This window comes from Rhodococcus sp. YH3-3 (assembly GCF_001653035.1).
GTDB classification, from domain to species: Bacteria; Actinomycetota; Actinomycetes; order Mycobacteriales; family Mycobacteriaceae; genus Rhodococcus_F; species Rhodococcus_F qingshengii.
In genome coordinates this window covers 48,192-68,578 of the sequence record NZ_BCWH01000006.1, presented here as the reverse complement: position 1 = coordinate 68,578, position 20,387 = coordinate 48,192, and the positions used below count along the sequence as shown (strand labels likewise).

The window sequence follows — 20,387 nt, the reverse complement described above, 5'->3', positions numbered from 1 at the left end:
ACCCCTTCAGACCTGCACCATTCGGCATTTAGTTCAGTCAACGGGGCTTCTCCTGTGCCGCAACCTCTTTCGTAACCAGGGATGTTCGGCAACTTGTCGACGACAGTCACCGATCCGAGCAATTCGTCGAGGCGAGGTGTCGACTCGTCGGCCAGTTGTGCGACCACGAGAGGTGCAGCAGGTGCACTCGTCTCCATTCCCGTCCAGGGGCCGCCCTGAGCAACCGCCGCGCACCCCGAGACCGCGGCCATAAGCCCCGCTGCGGCAACACACGTAGCGACCTTGCGCCTCATCATCATTTCGCCTCTGCTGACGGCCACATCAATTCGGCGGCGTTAGGTGCGACGGACGAAAGGCTGACTCTGCGGGAGAAATTCGAGGCCACCTCGCTCGGATCCGCAGCAGGAGCAAACGCGGGGTATTCGTCGAGCATCACAATCAGTCGTCCACTGTCTTCGTCACCTTGAGTTTCGGAGCTGCCCTGCTCGTCCTTTTCGGCCGCGTTTCGTGCTGCGGTGGCAGCTTCCCTGGCTCGTGCGGCGAGCGTGGCGACAGTTGTATCGGGGGGTTCGATCGGCGTGGTCATGGTTCTCCCTTTCCTGGCGAGCCGATGCGGTGCGTCCGGCATCGCCGCACGCTAACTCCGGACCTGGACTGGATGACGCCGTGCACGCACCTCCGTACAGAACCTGCAGCTCAGGCTCCTTTCATTTCGTCGTCAGCCCGGGAAATTCAGCCGGCGCTCTGGTACACAAGTTTCAAGAGCCTGCCCCGATTCGGCACCGGCGAATGGCAGGACTGGCCGAGTTGGTCGATCGCGTGGGGTAGTGTCGGCGGCACTGAGAATGCACCGGGTGAGTCGGGGGCACACCATGTGGTGGCCTCCGACTTTTCTTTTGTGTGCGCCCTTCAGTTCTCTTGCGCGCCGATATCGCGGACTGCGTCACCGGCTGTGTCGGGGCCAGCTTCTTCCGCTCGGCGGGTGTCTACGACTCGGAACTGTGCCGGGATCCCGAGAATGTCAGGATGAAATGTCAGGTCCGGCCGGCGACGGCGCGACGTCTGGTCTTTGCTCATCGTTGTTCTCTTTCGGGTCTGTGGTCAGTCAGTTGCACGATCAGGCGTTCGCCAGGTTGTTGTCCAGGTCGCTCGTACGGCGCGAAATGTGCACCCACCACGTCCAATTGGATTCCTCTCGGAAGCAAATGATGTGAGTTGTTCATCCGTGAAGACTGCCCGTAGTACATTCCCCGTTCTGTCGAGATCTCGAAGACGACATCTGTCGGGCGAGTGGTGGAATCGAGCTCGTGTAAGGAGTGCGTCGCTGCAGTGAACCGGTCGAAGGACAGCACCGTGCCGGGTTGAAGCGTGGCAGGCAAGTCCGCCGGGTTGACCACAGCATTGGGAACGCTGACGGAGGTGTAGACGAGATGTCCGCGGCCGGATTCACGTTCGTACCTCTGGATGGCGCGGTCGATACGTTGCACCTGCTTACGCCGGTTGTCGTCGAGTTCAACGGCATCGCCGGCAACCGCAGAAAGCGCGTTGTTCGTTTCCTTCCAAGTGTTCGGGTCCGACGTCAATGCCGACAGGGCGTTGTACTGCGCCTGCGGCATCGAATCGAGCACCTGCCGTTTGGTGGCAGAGCGTGCGTTTTTCTGCCGCGCGGACAGCGAGCGACGCAGTTCGATCGCGGCCGGCAGTTCTCGGCGCAACCTGTGGTTCTCGATCGGTGCCGGCGTCGGGCGTGGATAGGCCCGGTTGAGATCTCGACTTGCACGGGTGAGGCCGGGCAAGTTCTCTGTCGCATGGTCGAGTTCGCCCGCTCCGCTGCGAATGTCGCCGCGAGTGTTATACGCGTGTTCCGAGATCAAGGCACCTTCTTTGCGGGTGGCGATGTCGCTCTCTCCCCGATCTGGGTCGAAGACGCCGTTACCGCGGTCCGGACTGATCCTGTCGTGACTTCTCCCCATCAGTCCCGCTCCTCGAATTCGGAGAGCTCTCCGCGTAGCTCCGCCAACGCGGACTCTCGTGCGCGCCGAAGGTCTGTGAGGTCGATCGCCAACTGACCTATCGCCGAAGCTGCCAAATCATCGCCGGCCGAGTTGACCAGAAGGCCCTCGATGGCCTGGTCCCCGTCGTGAATCCTGTCGAGAGATTCACCGGCAGCGATCGATTCCTGCAGCTCGAGCAGATGGCGACGATAGCTCCACAACGCAGCTACACGTGTGAGCAGCGAACGCTCGACCCGCTCGAGCCATCGGCTGCTCACCAGGTGAGCTTCCCTCGCTGAGAGGGCTTGCGGGCTGCTACCCGCCGCCGGGGTTCCCAAAGTTGCTCGCACTGTGGCGAGTTCACCGGCATGCGCGAGAATTTCGGCCAGTTGCTCGTCGAGATTCAGGCGTATGCGGCCTATGTCGAGATCCTCACTGGCCCATACAGGGACGGTGCGGATCTCGTCGACGAGTGCCGATGCCGCCAACGCCAACCGCAGCTCGACATGCGCTCCGCCCGCTGAGATCAACGTCTGCAGAGCTGTCACAGCGACGCCGATCTCGGTTTTGTCCTCCTCACTCAGACGGAGTGGATCGCGGCGGGTCCACCACCACAACCCCACCGCCTCTATCCCTGCGGCGAGACCAATGCAGACAAGTAATGCGACGAATGGGTTAGCCGGCGCAGTCACGCCCGCAAGAACCGGGACAAGTCCGATCAGAACCGGCGCGAGAAGAGCGAGCGGAATCTTCACCTCCTCACCGCCGGCGGTGCGACCGGTATGTACCGTCGTGCGCCACACATCGCGCCGAGGGTAGTAGTCGAGCGACGAATTTCCTTCCCATCCAGGCTCGTCAGCACTCCACGTCTGCTCACGCCTGAGCCCGACGATCTCCGCCACGCGCTCGCTGAGCATCTGCTCCCACAACCGGTCGAGCGCGCACAAGAATTCTTCGCTCTCTGGATCCACGTCGATGTCGGCGATCATGGACCGCACTGCGGTTACTGCACTATCTACGCTCACGTCACGCTCCGACCAGATCCGTTGTAGGTGAATGCTCCCGGTGATAGGTCTGCGCACGGACAAGCAGCCGATCGAGCGCTTCTCCGACGACCTGTGGCTGTTCCAGACCCACCATGTGGCGGCCACCGGCGACGGCAACGAGTTCGGCGTTCGGCAAAAGCGCGGCCAGCTGCTGTGAATGCAGGATCGGAGTGACCCGATCTCTGGTTCCGCACATGATCGATACCGGGATTCGCCCGAGCGCTCCCACCGCGGCAGACGCGTCGTAGAGACGCAGGTCCCGCAAGAATGCCGCCACCGTCGCAATCGGTGTCGAGTGGACCATCTCGTACGACGTCGCTGCGGCTCGGAGGCCCGAGCCGGGAGCCATGGGACAGGTCGCGCCGATGACGGGCGTCAGCAGCCGTCGCGAGAGACTCCAGCTGCGCCCCACCAACCTTGGTGCATGCGCGCACGCACCGCCGAGCAGTGAGACTGCCGGGGTATTCAACGCGCGCCCGATGCCGGCGCCAGCGACGTTGCTCAGGGCTGTCGAGATCAACCCCACCCCGACCACACGAGATGTCGAATCGGCGTGTTGTGCGAGGGACGACAACACCGCCATACCTCCCATCGAATGACCTACGAGGACAACGGGTCCGGTGGGCGCTACCGCACCAATGATTTCCTCGACGTCGCGCCCGAGCTGGCTGATCGTGTAGGTGCCGGCATCGGCACCCCCTGAGCCACCGTGACCTCGGTGATCGAAGAACACCAACCTCGCCCGCTCGCCCCACTGCCTACTCACAGAGCGTTGCTGAGGCTCCCAAGCACCGCCGTGTAGGCAGAAGCCGTGCACGAAGACCACCGTCAGCGGCGCCGTTCGGGATCCGACCTCGCGGACCGCGAGTCTGGTTCCGTCCGCGACAACCAGCGTCCGCGAGCGGCCCTCCTCGCGGTTCACAGCGGCCCGCCCAAAGTCCTGGTGAACTGTCTGCAGCCGGGGCTTTCACCGCTGTATCGCAATGTGCGGCACCCCGGATGTTCCCACGTCGGAGTATTCGGCTCTCTCACCTCGAAGCCCAACTCGCGCCCGAACTGCACCCGTTCCGGAAGGTCCTCCGTCGAGCCGTACAAGCGACCGTTGCCTGCCGTGTCGTCGGTGAGCTCGGCGATCAACCGCTCGATCAGCGCGGCCCGGACAGTGGTCGCGTCGGGAACATCCGGGTTGACGACGAGAGCTTCGACGATGCGGGTTTGTGCAGCAAGCCGCTCACAACCCTCCGGAGACCAACCTGCTTCACGCGCGGTACGAACCAGCCCATGAGGCGCTGATGCCAGCGCGTACCCGAGCTGCCGATATTCCGACGATGCGACAATGCCCACCGTTCCTGCGCCCCCAAGCCCCGCGGGAACGTCGGTGCCCGGCGACCAGTGCCGGTGGAGCCGGCGCATCTTCTTCGCTTCCGTCGGATGAATACGAACAATCTCGACAGTCATCAGGTTCACTCCTCGTCGTCCAAACGGCATGTGGGAGGACCATAGGTTCGAACCTGGACAGGACAGCGCCAACCACCGCGCTGTCCCTTTCCGAACCGTCCTTCTTTCAAGCCCGGTCTAGTGGGAAAGCGCGCTCGACGGGTTGGCTGTCGAAAGGAATCGGTCCGAGATGGCGGATCCCTCGGCCGGGCCGTCGGTGAGCAGTTCTAATGAACTCGCCCACAGGCGAGGGGGAATCCTCGTCTCTGAACGAAGCCTCGCACGACATGAAGAGGAGTTATATCAATCTATTTCGGCAGGATCGAGATCCTCCGCAAGCGTGTAACGCGCGGTAGGCGAATTTGGGCCGAATCGAGCCTCCGAGCTGTCGATCATCTGTTGAACCAGAGTGCACATCTTCTTGAAGCGTCCAGGTTTGAGTCTGGGCGTTTCAGCTCCGTAACGGACAGTTTTGCGCTTGGAAGCCAAGTCAGCAACGAGGTCAGCGTGTTCCTTGGGACTGTTTTCATGGTCCGTCCATTGCTTGAGCCACGCGCGCCTTTCTTGGTGACTTTGGGTGGTGTTTCCTTCTAGAAGCATTAGGGCCTGAACGGTCAATTCCGCTGCCGAGTGCAGATTGTCGAGCGCCACCGAAAGGTGGGCTTCGCTGGCGATCGCGACATCGAGGAACTGCTGCGCTTTGACGAGAAGACCTTGGGCACGGGGTTTGTACCGGCGGAAGTCGAAGTGCAGAACGAAACCTTCCTCGACTCGCAGATAGCAAACCCACCCACTGTCGGGATGGACGGCTTGTTCTTGAGGTCTGATGTTGACGATGTGAGTCTCTACCTCGTCGCGGTCGCAAATAACGTCTACGTATGCTTCCTCGCCCAGCCGAACAATCGCATCTGGTTGGCCCGGTTGGATTTCCACGAGGAATCGGTCGATCGAAGTGGGGTCTGTGTCGAGATCGCGCTTTTTGAGTTCGGGCGCAATGAAGCTGTCCAACATGCTCTTGAGGACGTTCTGGCTGAACTGTCTGCGCTGCGCAACCAAGTCGGGAGTCTCTGACATTCGCACCACATTAGACACAACACAGGACAGTCCTTGCCCTCTCGGAACTTCGACCTGCCGCGAAGAAACAATTCCCTGCCCACGCGACATCCGACTCCACATCGGCGGTCGCCGTCTGTGTCGGCCTTGTGGTGCACACTGAAACTCACAGCGACCGGTAAAGACGCCGGTACGCGAGCGATTGGACACAATCCATGACTGACCAAGAGAAGACATCGTCTCCCGATTTCACTTCCAAACCCGAACCACTCTCGACCGCCGACCAATCAGGTGCCGATTACGTCGAAAAGTCCCTCGATTCGTTGCCTGTGCCCGCTGCAGAGGTAACCGTTCAGCAGCAGGAAACGCCAGAGGACGGGACGCCCCGTCGGCCACTGTCGGACATTGTGGGCGATTTTGACGACTACTCATGACGCTTAACACGTGGTTCAGCATCCTGGCGTTCTTTGTATTCGCGGCGCCAGGCTTGCTGTACGACCAGCTCACCGCGAGAAAGGCTGTTCGGCGCCGGGAATCAACATTCACCGAAATCGGTCGAATCGCTTTGGTCTCAACCGTGTGCAGTGCCGTGGCCTTCGTCGTATTGCTTGCGCTCGCTGGGCTGGCCAGGTGCGTCAACTGGCATCCGATGCCAGACTTGTCCGCCATGATTCGAGGTGGAAGTAGCTACATCACAGGACACATTATCGCCGTTTCCATCGCCGCGGTGCTGGGTCTGACAGTGTCGATGTTGGCCGCGTGGGGCGCGTTCGCGTACGTCAACCGGAAGAACCCGGCCAAGATTACGTACACCTCTGCCTGGGCGAAGTTGATGCGCGAAGAACTACCGTCGCCGACGACGGCTGTCCATGTTCGGGCCACATTGGAGAGCGGAGCCATTTGGTACGGGAGAGTGGGCGCCTTCTCCCCGGATATGGAAGTCGCTGACCGTGAGATCGTGCTCTGCCCACCGCTCTCCGTGCAGAATCCTCGCGGGGAGTTGAGCGATTTGCCAGCGCAGTGGCAGCGGGTGGTACTCCGAGGATCGGAGATCGCCAGCTTGGCAGTCCACTACGAAAATCCGCCTGCCGCCAGTAACGGGTAGTCAAGAGAACACGAGAATGGGGCTGTACCCGCACGGGATGCAGCCCCATTTTGTTCTGCTTGGTCGACACCGCGTTCAGTCTCCGGGTCGGGTGCGAAATGCTGTTCATTCGGGCTCCGCCAAATCCGTTCGCAGTCAGTGTTGCAACGCCCGTTGATCAAACTGCGCCAGCGTGTTGCTGAACGTATACGGCAACGACGCCTTTGCTTGGATGATCATTCCGAACGTGTCCCGGTGTGGTCTCGCAATGCCTTCCTCGTCAGCGAGCATCCAGTGGGGGCCAAGCGAACCCGTAAACTTGGACATCTCCAAGTGCGCATCCTCCAGCCCCAATATCTGCAGTTTCAACGTCGCAGAAACACATGCGTAGTAGCGATTGTCGCGGTCACGGTAGGCATCAGAGTCCCGCTCCATGATCGGGTTATCACTCGACACCAACTCATCAGCCCGGTTCATCGCCTCAAGCGCAGACAAGAGAGCTTCAGTGACCTGCTGTCGGCGCTGAACTGCGCGATCCTCACCAAGCGTGGCCTCATGCAACGCTCTGTCGGATCGGGCCTTCACGAAGATCCCCAAGAACGCGATGCTCGCCGCCCCCAATGCGATCCCCGCCGCGATGATCGTTGCCTGCCCCTGCGTCAAACCTTCTCCGAGCGCCATGATCAACACGCTGCTATTCACCCTTCACAAAGTCTGTTGCGGGACCCATTCAACTGAATCGAGGAACAGGGATGTCACGTCCTACCAACGGCCACACGCCCTCAGCGGTCCGGCCTAGCGGAATCTCGGTGCTGACGATATCGGCTACCGAATAGGCGATACGCCCACATCGTCGGCACTGGCCGGGCAACTGCTGAAATCGGATCATGGCCCAATGTTCGTCGCAGAGTAAGTAGTCCACGGGGGCGTTGCCATGACAACAGTCTTTGACGACCGCGGCCCACCTCGCTGCGCGCACGAACCCGACAGGATCATCGGCAAAGTACTGCGGATGCTCCGCGCAGAACTCACACGGAAGTTCGGTGTGAACGATGCCTGACTTCACGTCCCTAGCTCTCTCGTCCATCCTCTTCCTCTCCTCCACTTCCCCATTCGATATTCATCCCGGTTCAAGACGACTTACTACCGCCGGATGCTTCTGACTCGATAGAGATGCCACGTTGCGCGCTCGGCCAATTCACACACTGTCGCGTGTTCGAGGACATGCGGCGCCGGCAACGCGTCCTGCCCAGTCTTGGTCAGTCTGGCTGCGTACCGCTCGAAGAACGCGACCAACACACGGGCACGCACCACCGGCATCCGCAGCCCGATCGGGCCCGACGACTTGCCCGCCACGCGTTCGAAGTGCGCGACCAGCCCGCGAATGTCCCGATCAGGGACAGGGACGTCAAGAAGTGCACCGAATCTCCCGACCTCACGCACATTCTCGACATGCGCCGGCGTCATGTCGCCGCTGTGAGCTCGTCGTACCAACTCCGTCAGAACCTTGATCCCTTCCGGAGAAGTAGGCATCCGGTGAACGTCGACGGTGATCCCGGTGGCTGCTTGAACAGCATGAAATTCATCCAATGCGGCAAGTCTTTCGTCATCGCGCTCCGGAGTGTCTTCCGCATCGAGATCCGCAGCGAGGCGTGTTGCGCATCCGTGTGCGGTCATCACGTAGAACTGTCCCAAACTGACCGACTCGACTGTCGTGCTTCCGATGGCGTTGTCAGTGCGCATGTCCTCCTCCAGCTCACGGATCATCGTCGACACCACATGCAGACGCCGCACACCGGCCGATCCCGGAGCATCCGATGCCGGCAGAGTGCGTTCGGCGACCTGGTGAACGTGATCGAGTAACTCATCCACCATTTCCACCCGGTTCGGCGAGTGAAAACGATTCCGCCGGCGCCAGCGCATTGTCCAGTTCCTCTCCTCGGTACGGCCGCATTTGCGTCAGATTCACAACATCCACCAGCCCGCAGGCAACGCGACAGCGAGCGCGGTTCCGACAACGAGGTACGGAGCGAACCCGAACTCCACACCCCGGACCTTTCTGCCTCCGAACACCTTGGCTACCGCCACCCCTATTACCGCCAGGATATTCGGCAGCAGCACTGCCGAAGCCACGTTCATCCAACCGACCCATCCGACAGCTGCAGTGAGAATGAAGCTCAACCTCACATCCGCCAAACCGGGGTGACCGCGCGTAATGATCGCGAACACCAGGTAACTGGCGAATATCGCGGCGCCGGCCACCACAGCACGAAGACCCGCGGCAGGGTCCTGATCGACCACCACTGCCATCGCGCCGAGCAGCAGACCCGCCGCGGTGACTGCACGAATCAGCGGCAAGGGGAACCGCAAGGTGAAGTGGTCAATCCACGCGGCCCAGACAGACAAAGCCGCCACCGTGAGCCATGCCGGCAAGATCGCGTCGCCTCCGGCGATCATCACGGCCCCGAACCACAATCCTGCTGTTGCCACTGCCGGGCCGATCGAGCGACTGGTCGGCCTCACGGGAATCTGCACGAGTGCACACAAACTTGCCATCATCGGACGCACCGCCACGCTCACCGCCGCCCCAGCCAGAGCAGCGAACGACGCGACCGACCACAGGCCAGCCTGCTCGTGACGACCGAACGCCCAGCGAGCAGCGATCCACACCGCCACACTCACAGCAATGACACCCAGGATCGGCAGATACGTCGAGAGAGGGGGTTTCCGCCTTCCTGCGTCGGCGGCGGTGACAAGCCCCGGTCGTTGACCACGGCCAGGCGTTGTGGACTCGACTTCCTCAGCGGAGAGAGAAGTCGAAGCACCGTCGGCAGTATTTCCTGACTCCACATTCGATTCGGCCATCTCGGAAAGCTCCTTCAGCGCGTCCATCACCCGTGGTCACAGGCAGAACCCGACCCTAACCGCTCTACCGGACAACGCGGGCTTCCGAACTCATCGTTTGGCCGCTGGGGCGTGCGCTGTCCATGCCATGGACTATCACTGACCGCACATCTCAGATGCCTGAAAATCCGCTCGTGCTGCTCTCGAACGACGATGTTCCCGCATCGTGACCGGACTCGCCGCCGCCAAAACCACTCGAAAACTCACCAGTAGAGGCAACATCACCCTATGAACGCCCCCATCGGAAAAGCTGCCCACCACCGCGCACGACTCCACCCGGCACGTTCCTCCCGTCCAGCATTGATCGTTCACACCTTCAGCGAATACACCCACCACATCCGCAGCGGCGCCAAACGACTGATCATCGACGCCGACCCTGACCTGTGGTTCGACCTCGGCCATGTCCCGCACGGAGTCGACGTGAAGATCATCGGTCAATCGTGTGCCGGAATCAGCGGAGGATCCATCGCTGCCGCCGGTCGATGCTTCCTACAGGCCTCCCACCGCGCCCGTGTCACCGCCTACGAATTCGCGCACGTCGAAGCATTCGATGGCGTCACCATCGAAGCACGCGGGAAAAGCCACATTGTCGGTACCGATCACGCCAAGATTCGCGCCGAAGATCAGGCTGTCGTCTTCGCCCACTCCCAGTGCCACGTCCAAGCGGCCGGCCACACTCTCGTCGCAGCGACAGACACTTCCTCTGTCTCCATCAACGGCGACGCACACGTCCGCGCCAGCGCCGGAGTGCACATCATCGGAGTTCCTCAGCCGAGGAACCTGAGCATCGAACCGCGCCCGATCAGTCGACTGGCCAACCAGCTCAACATGTAAGGCCCCGCAAGCGGCAGTTAATCGCAGAGCCTCAGCCAGCCGACGACCGATACACCGTGAGATCAATCGACTCCTGATCGCGGAAACTCGACGCCAACAATTCCACCGCCGGCACAATCACTTCACTCTCGATCTTCCACACCACCGACGTCGTCCACCCCACCAACCCGCCAGGCCCCGGCGTCGCTTCACCGAACAAACCTTCCAAGGCGTCCCGCCGGTAACCGAAGATATCCACCAGGTCATCAGCGGTGTACCAGTACTGCCGCAACGGATCCGGGTCATCGGCGTGCAGAGCGCTGCCTTCGCTGATTCGACATGGTTCAGTACTCATCTACATGCCCTCTCTGTGGTGCGGTCCGCCCTGCGCCGTCTTCACGTCGACAATCCGCACGTGTGCATAATCCGGGTTCTCCACAACGTATTTCGAACGCTCGATGCGCCAACGAGCGACAAGCATCTCCAGCTCCTGAACCTCCCGTGGATCCTCGAGATACTCACACGCGAAGTCGAGCCACGGCACATAATGCCGCAGGCTTTGACCGATCCGTCCGGACTGGCCACCGATCACGCTCTCGAGCACGATCAGTTGTCGCTCGTCCTTCATTCGTCGGCGCAACGCTTTCTGATTCACTTCGACCAGCGCAGGTTCCGCCGCAGCCACCGACTCGCCTACCCCATCGACGCGGGAGCCCATCTCGTTGCGATGGACGACCGCATCGACGAACTCGCGACAGACCGACGCTTCAGCCCCTTGCGGGAGCATCGCCATAAGCGCAAAGCCGCGTTCCTCAAGGAGCTCGAAACCGTGTCGATTACCTCGGCCATACCAACAACTCATGACCAGCGACCGCTCCCACGCCAACGCCAAGCGCCTCTCGAGAAAAGGAAGCGTTCGGGCGGCCGCCACGAACTGAAAATCACACTTCCCAGCGATCTCACGCGCCGACTCCCAGTCCACACTTCCTGCAGGAGAACTCATCTCACGTACAGCGCGCATTCGCCCACGAAGATCCGCAGCAGCAGCGGCGATGTCGACTCTTACCGCGTACTTGTTGGATCGAGAGCGCAAGAACCAGAGGGTCATGCGGCTGAGCCTAATCTCCGCACCTCCGAGCAGGGGTGCAGTAGCATCGTCAGCGGCGCATTGCTGGCGTAGTGTGCTCCGGCTCACCGCATCGATGTCCATCGTCGATGCGGTGAGCCACCTTCACAGAATGGCTCAGACGCGAACAGCTCCATCGCCATCCACTCGTTGATCCTGTTGGCGACTCCGCATTCGTTCCGCGTGCCGTTTCTGCCACCGCGCGTGTTTGACCTTGAACCGCTCGTCGAATTCCTCCCACAGCGGCAAAGCCTCCGCCTTCCTCGCAGCGAGAACATCAACGGGTTCCGGTCCGGACGCAAGTGCAGGAACCACATCGCCGACTTTGAGGCGATCGACGAGCTCCGAGAACAACCACGCCGGGCAACCCTCCCCCCGAAGCGCGTCGACTGCGTCTGGTTCGTCGTCGATCCAGGCAACTATCGGGCTCGTCTCTGCGTAGTGGTTTTCCCACCGCCACCAATGCCGACGTTTGACATCAAACGCCCGCCGCACAGTTCCGTCCACCCACAAGCTCCGTGATTCGATATGACCGGGCGGCAACGACTTCGCCCGGATCCACCGATCAGATGTCCGATTGAACTGGTCCAAGCGGGTTGTGCTGTAAGCAATGGTGAAACCTGCACTGTCGAGCGCCCGAACCAACTTTCCGCCCGCGCGGTTCAGGGAAGCCTCACCGAAATGGGTATGAAACCGCTTCCAATCTCGATCGGCGTATGACGGCGCGGCGATCAACCCCTCGAAATTGCGCATATCCGCAACGACACCATCAATGTCGACAACGACAGTCGGCCCCGGGCGGGGAGCATCCAGCCACGGTTTCGGACGATCAAGAAAGCTTCGATTCTCCGTCATATCCCCAACGATATGGGCAGAGACAGACATTGAGCACGGTCCCGCGACCCACCCGTACGAATCCTCCGATGCATCTAGTTGGCAAAAGGCCCTGTTCACGCACTCGAACAGGCCTTCTTTGATGCTTCTGGCCTTTAAGGCTCACCGGTCAACACAACTGACCGCGATTGCCGATCGCCCACGTTTACCCCACCCTCAGTGCCCAAACGAGAACCGCGCGACCTCTCGATCTCTGCGATGTAGACAACAGCAAAGCCGACCACTACGACCGCGACGGCCACGACCAACCATCGCTGTCCCATCCAACCCGCCGCCACGCCAAGATTGAAAATACTGTGAGGCACAACTAATCCCAAGAGCGATCGATAACGGTAGTACGCGAAAACAGCAAACCCGCCCCACAACATCGCCCCGACTGCCAACTCCCACCCCTGATATACGTGTAAGGCTCCACGAAGAATCGCTGAAATGCCGATCACCACGATGAGGTTGATCCGGAATCGCAGACCTACCAATACCGCTAGCCCGGCAAAGAAGACCTCTTCCATCAACCCCGCCAGCAGGACCGGCTTCACGACGTCCCAGGAGAACCAACCACCCTCGACCGAGGGACTGCCAGTTGAGCCCTCACCGACAAATGCCCGAAACGCAATTGCCAGAGCCTGACCGACCGCCCAAATTCCTGCAGCTCCGAGGAACCGCCGACGACGGCCCACACCTGCGAGCCACGGCGCAGATCGATCGACCGGACCCCAGAATCTGCGAACAACCAAGAACGTGAACCACCCGCACGCCACCGCCACGCTAGTAGCGATAACGTCCTCCGCAATCCCAGGATCGGGCGAAACATCCACTGCCGCCCCGGAAGTCGGATTGAGATACTGGTCGATCGACGTCCAAATTACGTTGGACCAGAACAACAGCAGGATTGACGCGGGGACACCGATCAGCAGAACCAAATGCATCCGCTCGCTCCACCACGCCCACCAACGGCCCGTCCCCCCATCTGAAGCGCTCTCCTCCTGAATCGAAGTCGGCAGCTGCCTCATCCAAACTCCCCCACCCGCTCGAATTTCACAATATTGACACCCACAACTCAACCAGACTGACGCTCCACAGTTCTACACCGCCACAAGGTAATCCAACACGCAACACAAGCACGCAACTGCAAGCAACGCGAGACTGCGATGGCCGCCCGGGAGAAGACCAATCAGGGCGGACTGTAGTCAACTACCCAAGCGCCCTCGGTCCGGCGGAGAGGCACCAGCCATCGGTGGCGATGATCTCGCACGACCACCTCAGCCCCCAAGAACCCCAACACCAGCGAAGTCGAAAATACAGCCGACAACGGAACCAACTCAGCCAACAAAATCCCCTCACCGTCCCTCGCGAAATCCGAAGCAACATCGAGGTCGGTCGTAAACGACGACAGAGGCTGCGCGCTGTAATCATGAGGTACCCGGCGCGCCGCCAGTTCAGGCCAAACCTCAGGCCGCGGGCTTACCCCGAACTTCCCCAGCCCCCGCCACAACAAAACATAGCGACCCCGAACACCGATCTCGGCGAATTCGCTACGCACCACCATCGGGATCGCAACTGCCAAAGCTGCAGCCAATCGCGTCTCTCCACGATCGACCCCCGACAGGCTGTCCAAGGCCAGATACCTGCTTGTGCTGTCAACGGCCTGGTGCATCAACATCGGCCACGGAAGGTCGACTCTCGCATTCCAGTGCACGGCCAGTTGGTTAATCTCAGCACCAACCGAATCCCCGAATTCAGATCTGAGTGCATCCTCAAAGGGGTTGGGGTCGGGAGATTCTGCGTATGGGTTCAACGTCGCCGACAAGTCCGAAATCAGCTCCGGATCAACCGCATTCACACAGGCTCGCAATGCCGAGACGCGGGGTCTGTCCAGAAAACGGTGTAATTGATTGATTTCTAACTACTTTCGTCCGGCAGACAGCCGTCCGTCGAACGTTATCTCGAAGGCATTCAGTGCTGCCTTCCATCGGTTGGACCAGCGTTGGCGGGCGGTGCCTTTCGGGTCGAGGCTCATGATGGCCAGATACACGCATTTCAAGGCCGCGGCCTCGGTCGGAAAGTGTCCACGGGCCTTGATAGCCCTGCGGATTCGGGCGTTGACACTTTCGATGGCGTTGGTCGTGTAGATGACCTGCCGGATGGCGTTGTCGAATTGTAGGAACGGCACGAACTCAGCCCAGGCATTGGTCCAGAGCCTGATGATCGCGGGATAGCGTTTCTCCCATTTGTCACTGAACTCTGCGAATCGGTCGAGCGCGGCCTGCTCCGACGGAGCCGTGTAGACGGGTTTGAGGTCCTTGGCGATCTCGGACCAGTCCTTGCGGGAGGCATAGGCGTAGGTGTTACGGAGAAGATGGACCACACAAGTCTGCACGATGGTCTGTGGCCACACTTGCTCGATCGAGTCGGGTAGATGCTTGAGACCGTCGCACACGACGATCAGAACATCCTGCACACCACGGTTTTTCAGCTCGGACAACACCCGAAGCCAGTACTTCGCTCCCTTCCCCGTCGCCGTGCTCACCGGCCCACAATCCGAGGATGTCGCGGGTGCCGTCGACAGTCACCCCCATCGCGACGTAGATCGGCCGGTTGGCGACGTTGCCCTCGCGAATCTTGACGTGGATGCAGTCGATGAACAGCACCGGGTACACAGGGTCCAACGGCCGGTTCTGCCACTCGGCCATGCCTTCCATCACCCGCTCGGTGATCGTCGAGATCGTCTGCTTGGACACATCGGCTCCGTACACCTCGGCCAGGTGTGCAGCGATCTCACCGGTCGTCAAACCCTTGGCCGACAATGAGATCACCATGTCCTCCACGCCTGAGAGCCGACGCTGCCGCTTGGCCACGATCTTCGGTTCGAAGGAGGAATCCCGGTCACGGGGCACCTCGAGTTCGACCGGGCCGGCCTCGGTCAACACGTTCTTGGTGCGTCTGCCGTTGCGGGAGTTGCCGCTGCCCCTGCCTGCCGGGTCGCTCTTGCCGTATCCGAGGTGGTCGTCCATCTCGCCTTCGAGCGCGGACTCCACGACTAGCTTGGTCAGCTTCGACAGCAATCCACCATCTCCGGTCAACTGCAGCCCTTCGGCTCGCGCCTGCTCGACCAGCTCTTTGAGCCGCGCATCGCTGATACCCGGCTGAGCCGAGTTCGTCTCTGTCTCACGATCAATCACATCAGTCATAGTGGCGTATCTCCTTTCAGAGTTACACCGTTGTTCTTACAGTCCCGAGACGCGGACAGCAACATCAGTCGCCTGCCTGTAGTCCTCAACCCTAGCTGCATTGCGGGATGCCTCACGAATATGAACCGACCACGCGCCCAGATACGAGAGCTTTTGTCTCGCAGTCAGAAATGACGATTGCACTATGGCCCTCCGGATTTCACCCAATGACAACGATGTTTCCTCGCTCGGATCCCCGGTCAGCACGTGTAGTTACATCCCCTCGACAATGATGTTCGGACAAGCGGCGTCTGCTTTGCCTGGCGAGCTGGCCGGTACCAGGTGAGGAAGTTCAGGTTCGTCATCAAGGGACACCGGGCCGTCCCACGGAGCTACCAGTGACGAGTCGTATTCCCAACCGTCACAGGACAGGTCGTCCACCCAGATCACCGTCAGGGAACAGTCGAAATACTTCTCCGCGAATGCCATGATGGCCGGGAGCCGATTCTGATCAAACCAACCTCCCCTACCGACCTTGATGTCGCATCCGAATGCGCTCGGCCTTATCCTGGCGACGTATTCGCCTGGCGCCGAGCGTAGGACCACGTGATGATAGGTGCCCACCTATGATTCCCTTCTCGTTCTGCCGACAAAGATGCCCGCGTCACTCGAACTGGACAGTTCAAAATGACGCGGGCATCCATTGGCTGAATTCAGTTCGGTGTGACCAAGACCTGCAATTCGCCTACCCGCCGGTCGTACATCGACGTCAACGGAGTGGGGGCTACACCGCCCATCGTGCCGCCTGGCCAAGTGGCAGTCCACGTGACCACCCAGTTGCTGGTGGCGCTGACCTTGAAGACGTCTTGCGGCTGTCCAATGGACGATTTTGCGAGACGATGTCCGCATGTGGGCGATGGAGTTCCGCTGGCGGGCGAAAGAGGGCTGGCGTCAACAGCATCGGTATACGGAGTGAACGGCAGCAATGCACCCGGGCACAATTGCACGTCTCCATCGCCGTGATTGATGAGGACACCGGTGTTGATGGCGTTCGCGGTGACGGTTACCACACCCGAGGTGGCTGCTCGGTTGACCGGGCCTGTCGTGGATTCGCGAACGTCGTTGGGGCACATGAAAGCCCAGCTCTCCTTACCCACGAGACCGGTACGTTGACCTCCACCTGAGTTCGCAGGTTCAGGTGTCCAGCACATCGGAGGCTTTTCGAGCTGCATAGCGGTGATCGCCATAGACACCGTATTCATGATCTCCGCCATTGAGGGCGGCGTCGGCGGGATCTCGATACCGGGTGCCGCAGGCGGTGCGGGGCATCCCCCCGGTGTGCCGAGACATGCGCCTTGCAGGATCGCGTTGAGGGTCCCGGACGGAGGTCTCCCGCGGCCCCCGCGCCGGCGCCTGAGCCCGCGGGCGCACTCACGTAGCCGCCACCCACTGTCACATTCGCACCACCGGGCGAGGACGATACGTCAACTCCACCTCCACCTACGCCTGGCTGCGCCAACGCTGATTGACTCCCCGTGACCAGAACGCCGCAAACCAGTGTCGCAGTGGCGAAAATTCTCATTGCTAGTCGCATGATTGCACCTTCTCAACTGTTTGACTTGTGACGCGCCAGCCATTCGAATCAGGCCACGCGGGGTTCCGAACGGTGATGTTGGTGGACTCGAACTGGCCGCGGTCGGGCTTCATCGCACTTGATCCGTCCGGAAATACGGCATTCCAGCCGGAGATATCAGTGCAGGCCTGAACGTGAACCCACGCGGCTTCCGCGCGGGGTTTTCCCTGATCATCTACCGGTGCGCTCAGATCCGTCACCGAGGATTTGATGACGGAAATGGCTCCGGTACTGGTGATGCCTTGCGACCGTCGAAGCATGATGTCCCCGACTCGGTCGTTCAAGACTGGGTCCCCAGCCACACCGCCGATCGCATCCACAGAAGCTGTTGGGTCAGCTTCAATGCTTCCGAGGGCAGCATAAAACTCGTTGACCTTGGCGATCGCTTGGCTCCGCGCTTGCTCGTCGGGCGTCTTCGCCTCGGTCTTGCCGTCTGGACCATCGAAAGCGGGGTTTCCGGTTGCAGTGAGAGTGACGTTCGGCTCGTCGGAATTGCTGGAACAAGCTGCGACGCCGGCTAGTAGGGCAACAGCTGCGACTGCTGCTGCTGTGGTTCGTCGAATTCTGTTGTGGGCCATGTTGTTGTCTCCTAGAAGCTTCCGGCGCTGCAGGGTGTTCCGGGTTGTGTGTAGTCGGCTGTGACTCTCCATCCTGCTGGGTCGGGCCATGACGGGTTCGTCAGGATCGGTTTTCCGAGTTCGAGTTTGTCCACAGGCTTGCTGATGCAGACGTCCATTTGGAGCGTGGCAGTTCCCGCTGTCGGTGCGCCGGTCTCGTCGATGGGGATGTCGTGTTTGGTAATCACGTTCTTGAGTACTTTGAGATCGCTTGGTGGCGTCGGGTTTCCGTTGCGACTGGTTGTGATCTCTTTCTTGGTCCTGTCGAGGAAACGGCCGGCCGCGACGGCATCGAGGTCAGAGAGCGGGGCAGCGGGGTCGGAATTCAATCGTGCGAGCACGGTGTAGTACTCGCTGATCTTGGCGAGGGCACCTTCTCCTGCTTGCTGTTCAGGTGATTTTCCCGATCCAGGGGGGCCGGTAAAGGTCGGGCCGCTGCTGGTGTCGAGGGTGCCGGGCTCCGGGCTGAGGATGCTGCAGCTTGCGGTCAGGCAGGCCGCCGCAGTGAGGGTGAGCATGGCTGCGAGGCGGCGGTTCATGATGCGGCTCCGATGCGGTAGTCGGTGGTGGTGTCGAGCTGTCTGAGAAGTTCGTTGGTCTCCGGGTGTGCGTCGACTTGCAGTTCGTCGAGTTCGCTTTTGAGGGTGTCGATGAGGGTTTGGGTAGTTTCGATGTCCCCGGAGAAGTGGGTGGCGATGATGGCTGCTCGCCAGCAGCCTTCGTGAGCACTGTCGACCGTGAGGCCGGCCCGGGCTGCCTTTCCTGCGGCATCGAGGTCCTGGGTGACCTGTTCGCCGCGGATGTAGCGGCCGGCGAGCTCTTCTGCGACGTCGGTGATCGCGGAGATCATTTCCTGCTTTATGTGATCTGCCCACCGGTAGGCAATCGGGTCGTCGCTGGTGAAGGGCTGACCGGTCACCAGCGCGAGAGCGGATTCAAGGCGTTCGGTTGTCGTCGTCGCAGGGTGAGCGTCGACGAGCTGGTTCCAGTAGTCCCAGTCTGTGGTCACTGAAGGGTGGAGGCGAAGTGGCGTTCGGCCGGTTCGGTCTCCGGACTTGATGAGCGCTGCGTCCCCGGTGTCGGTATCTCCCATCCAGCTGCGCAGTCGTGTGACGGCTTGGTTGCGGCGGCTACGGAGCCGCGCGTTTGCCGTCTTCGCTTCTTCGGCAGTGCTGGCCGCATTGACGAGTTCGACGTCGTGCGGCCACATCTTTGCGGTGAGCTCAGTTGCGGGCACTCCGCCGTCGCTGAATGCCAGTAGAGCTGCGATTTCGGTGAGGCTTCGCGAGTTCTCGCGGTCCGTTGAGCCCGGAGTAAGTGGCGCGAGGGTGGGCTCTCCGAGGACGCGAATCCAAATGTGTGGAGCCGCGGGAAGCTCGGGATGGGACGCAACAATCTCGGTTTCGGTCTCAGCCGCAGAGTCGGTGTCGATGTCGATGTCACCGACTGTCTCGGAGTTGATTTCCTCAAATACGTTGTCGTCGTTCCGAACTACCGTGAAAGCCGCAGGGTCGGTACTGGTGATGAGATTCTCGGTCGTGATCTCGCAGTCGAGACGTGCCCCCTCCCAACCGAAGTCCGAGGCCTCCGGTTCGACAGCTGGGGAAGAATCATGGGCGGTAGTGGCATACAGACTGACAATGCTCTCGTAGCCGGCTTCGTCGAGTGTTGTGACAGTGAGCTGTGCTGATGCGATACCAGGGCGGACCAGTGTTGCGGTGCCGTCGTCGGCGACATCCAATGTCCAGTCGGAGCGAGTGTTCGAGTTCTGCGTTGTGACTGCAGCGAACGCGATCCGCGGGGCGCTATGGGCGATCGAGGTCAGGATTTCTGTTTGTTCAGCTGTCAACGGGTCGGAGATGAGGACGATTTCCGGAGCAGTCAGCTCACTGGTCTCGTACACGCTCCGTGCCTGTGCGATGGATGCAACCTCGTTCTCGTCGAGGATGCCGGCGTCGCGTTCGAGATGGCGAGCCAAGCGCGCCAACACCTCGTCGGTGTTGTCGGAGTGCGTGATACGGCCAGTGTTCACTGCGCCTGCGAGGTCGCCGCAGTATCCGACGACGTTGAGGTGAAGGGAATCTGCCAGCGGCGATACGGCAAGCTCGACGGCCATCGCGCGAAGCACATTTGCGGTGGCGGTAGGTGTGCCGGTGATGGAGAGATGCCCTATTTCCTCCAAATTGAGCATGAGCTCTCGTCCATCGTCGCTCGTTCCCATCGCGGTCAGGGCTGGGTATGGGCTGACGTCGATGTCCGGGACCGAACGAGGGAACGCCCGTGGGTCGACCATCCACGTGTCGTCGTCTGATTGCATCCATGGCTGGGGCAGCGAGATCTCCTCGAGCAATCCGAGTTCGATCGTGTCGTCACCGATGAAAACCGCAAGGAGACTGGGGATGGAGATCTCGTTCGCTCGGCAGTACTGCGCGAGGTTCCGCAATGCAGTGTCGACATGAGCGGTGGTCAACGGATCGACAGCGGCCGTCAAGGCCTGTTCGGCAAGGATTGCTTCCTTGGCGGGCAGGGCGATGCGCTCGCCGCGGCGGCGGCGATGCTGCTGTTGCCGACGGCACAGCGCGAGATGGCCGGTCAGGCCGGCGGCGGCGAGCGCGGAGA

The 20,387-nt window shown here is 60.9% G+C and carries 23 protein-coding genes and 2 pseudogenes; 3 read left to right on the top strand and 22 right to left on the bottom strand.

The features are described 5' to 3' along the window. The 8 genes and pseudogenes from YH3_RS37030 to YH3_RS33480 all read right to left on the bottom strand — a co-directional run. Positions 1-296 (bottom strand): annotated as a pseudogene (locus YH3_RS37030) (hypothetical protein); the annotation flags it as partial. Further along, on the bottom strand, positions 296-586 hold the full coding sequence (locus YH3_RS33505) for a hypothetical protein (RefSeq protein ID WP_064445016.1): 291 nt from the start codon (positions 584-586) through the stop codon (positions 296-298). The pseudogene YH3_RS37030 and the gene YH3_RS33505, both read right to left, overlap by 1 nt. Before the next feature lie 323 nt (positions 587-909). Continuing rightward, entirely contained in the window at positions 910-1,077 is a 168-nt protein-coding gene (locus YH3_RS36335) for a hypothetical protein (RefSeq protein ID WP_156423061.1), read from the bottom strand. Then, the gene (locus YH3_RS33500; protein ID WP_064445015.1) at positions 1,074-1,973 is read right to left on the bottom strand and encodes a hypothetical protein; all 900 of its coding nucleotides are present in this window, start codon (positions 1,971-1,973) and stop codon (positions 1,074-1,076) included. The genes YH3_RS36335 and YH3_RS33500 overlap by 4 nt, the downstream gene beginning before the upstream one ends. Then, positions 1,973-3,019: a hypothetical protein gene (locus YH3_RS33495; RefSeq protein WP_064445014.1), complete on the bottom strand. Its 1,047-nt coding sequence runs from the start codon at positions 3,017-3,019 to the stop codon at positions 1,973-1,975. The genes YH3_RS33500 and YH3_RS33495 overlap by 1 nt, the downstream gene beginning before the upstream one ends. 1 nt (position 3,020) lies before the next feature. Then, positions 3,021-3,962 (bottom strand): alpha/beta fold hydrolase, encoded by a 942-nt coding sequence (locus tag YH3_RS33490; protein WP_064445013.1) that lies wholly within the window; start codon positions 3,960-3,962, stop codon positions 3,021-3,023. After that, positions 3,959-4,498 (bottom strand): hypothetical protein, encoded by a 540-nt coding sequence (locus tag YH3_RS33485; protein ID WP_238592780.1) that lies wholly within the window; start codon positions 4,496-4,498, stop codon positions 3,959-3,961. Before YH3_RS33485 ends, YH3_RS33490 begins: the two co-directional genes overlap by 4 nt. A 282-nt stretch (positions 4,499-4,780) precedes the next feature. Continuing rightward, positions 4,781-5,533 (bottom strand): HEPN domain-containing protein, encoded by a 753-nt coding sequence (locus YH3_RS33480; protein WP_182262162.1) that lies wholly within the window; start codon positions 5,531-5,533, stop codon positions 4,781-4,783. A gap of 212 nt (positions 5,534-5,745) precedes the next feature. On the opposite strand from YH3_RS33480, the gene YH3_RS36330 reads away from it, so the two are divergent. Together YH3_RS36330 and YH3_RS33470 are read left to right on the top strand one after the other, a co-directional pair. Then, positions 5,746-5,964, top strand: coding sequence for a hypothetical protein (locus YH3_RS36330; protein WP_064445010.1), 219 nt, complete (start codon positions 5,746-5,748; stop codon positions 5,962-5,964). Beyond that, complete coding sequence (locus tag YH3_RS33470) at positions 5,961-6,635, top strand: DUF6338 family protein (protein WP_064445009.1); 675 nt, start codon at positions 5,961-5,963, stop codon at positions 6,633-6,635. Before YH3_RS36330 ends, YH3_RS33470 begins: the two co-directional genes overlap by 4 nt. A 135-nt stretch (positions 6,636-6,770) precedes the next feature. Here YH3_RS33470 and YH3_RS33465 read toward each other — a convergent pair whose 3' ends face one another. The 3 genes from YH3_RS33465 to YH3_RS33450 all read right to left on the bottom strand — a co-directional run bounded on the left by YH3_RS33465 (position 6,771) and on the right by YH3_RS33450 (position 9,479). Beyond that, positions 6,771-7,295, bottom strand: a complete 525-nt coding sequence (locus YH3_RS33465; protein ID WP_238592779.1) for a hypothetical protein — start codon at positions 7,293-7,295, stop codon at positions 6,771-6,773. A 462-nt stretch (positions 7,296-7,757) separates the two neighbouring features. Continuing rightward, positions 7,758-8,489, bottom strand: coding sequence for a hypothetical protein (locus YH3_RS33455; protein WP_238592781.1), 732 nt, complete (start codon positions 8,487-8,489; stop codon positions 7,758-7,760). Between the two features lie 90 nt (positions 8,490-8,579). Then, positions 8,580-9,479, bottom strand: a complete 900-nt coding sequence (locus YH3_RS33450; protein ID WP_238592778.1) for a hypothetical protein — start codon at positions 9,477-9,479, stop codon at positions 8,580-8,582. Between the two features lie 267 nt (positions 9,480-9,746). On the opposite strand from YH3_RS33450, the gene YH3_RS33445 reads away from it, so the two are divergent. Further along, a complete protein-coding gene (locus YH3_RS33445) occupies positions 9,747-10,352 on the top strand; it encodes a hypothetical protein (RefSeq protein WP_064445007.1) in 606 nt (201 codons plus the stop codon). A gap of 31 nt (positions 10,353-10,383) precedes the next feature. Here YH3_RS33445 and YH3_RS33440 read toward each other — a convergent pair whose 3' ends face one another. The 11 genes and pseudogenes from YH3_RS33440 to YH3_RS33390 all read right to left on the bottom strand — a co-directional run. Beyond that, on the bottom strand, positions 10,384-10,686 hold the full coding sequence (locus YH3_RS33440) for a hypothetical protein (protein ID WP_064445006.1): 303 nt from the start codon (positions 10,684-10,686) through the stop codon (positions 10,384-10,386). Then, the gene (locus YH3_RS33435) at positions 10,687-11,439 is read right to left on the bottom strand and encodes a hypothetical protein (protein ID WP_238592777.1); all 753 of its coding nucleotides are present in this window, start codon (positions 11,437-11,439) and stop codon (positions 10,687-10,689) included. It abuts the gene before it with no gap. 135 nt (positions 11,440-11,574) lie between these two features. Continuing rightward, complete coding sequence (locus tag YH3_RS33430) at positions 11,575-12,312, bottom strand: hypothetical protein (protein ID WP_238592776.1); 738 nt, start codon at positions 12,310-12,312, stop codon at positions 11,575-11,577. 134 nt (positions 12,313-12,446) lie between these two features. Further along, the gene (locus tag YH3_RS33425; protein ID WP_238592775.1) at positions 12,447-13,277 is read right to left on the bottom strand and encodes a CPBP family intramembrane glutamic endopeptidase; all 831 of its coding nucleotides are present in this window, start codon (positions 13,275-13,277) and stop codon (positions 12,447-12,449) included. Positions 13,278-13,522: 245 nt separating this feature from the next. Then, the gene (locus YH3_RS33420) at positions 13,523-14,191 is read right to left on the bottom strand and encodes a hypothetical protein (RefSeq protein WP_238592774.1); all 669 of its coding nucleotides are present in this window, start codon (positions 14,189-14,191) and stop codon (positions 13,523-13,525) included. 63 nt (positions 14,192-14,254) lie between these two features. Further along, a pseudogene (locus YH3_RS33415) lies at positions 14,255-15,539 on the bottom strand (IS256 family transposase). 252 nt (positions 15,540-15,791) lie between these two features. Then, positions 15,792-16,142, bottom strand: a complete 351-nt coding sequence (locus YH3_RS33410) for a hypothetical protein (RefSeq protein WP_064445003.1) — start codon at positions 16,140-16,142, stop codon at positions 15,792-15,794. 89 nt (positions 16,143-16,231) lie between these two features. Continuing rightward, positions 16,232-16,780: a hypothetical protein gene (locus YH3_RS35800; protein WP_086935647.1), complete on the bottom strand. Its 549-nt coding sequence runs from the start codon at positions 16,778-16,780 to the stop codon at positions 16,232-16,234. Between the two features lie 322 nt (positions 16,781-17,102). Then, complete coding sequence (locus tag YH3_RS33400) at positions 17,103-17,729, bottom strand: hypothetical protein (protein ID WP_064445002.1); 627 nt, start codon at positions 17,727-17,729, stop codon at positions 17,103-17,105. Between the two features lie 11 nt (positions 17,730-17,740). Next, positions 17,741-18,307: a hypothetical protein gene (locus YH3_RS33395; RefSeq protein ID WP_064445001.1), complete on the bottom strand. Its 567-nt coding sequence runs from the start codon at positions 18,305-18,307 to the stop codon at positions 17,741-17,743. After that, positions 18,304-20,387, bottom strand: a 2,084-nt coding sequence (locus YH3_RS33390; RefSeq protein ID WP_238592773.1) for a bacterial transcriptional activator domain-containing protein, incomplete at its 5' end; no start/stop codon positions are given. The genes YH3_RS33390 and YH3_RS33395, both read right to left, overlap by 4 nt.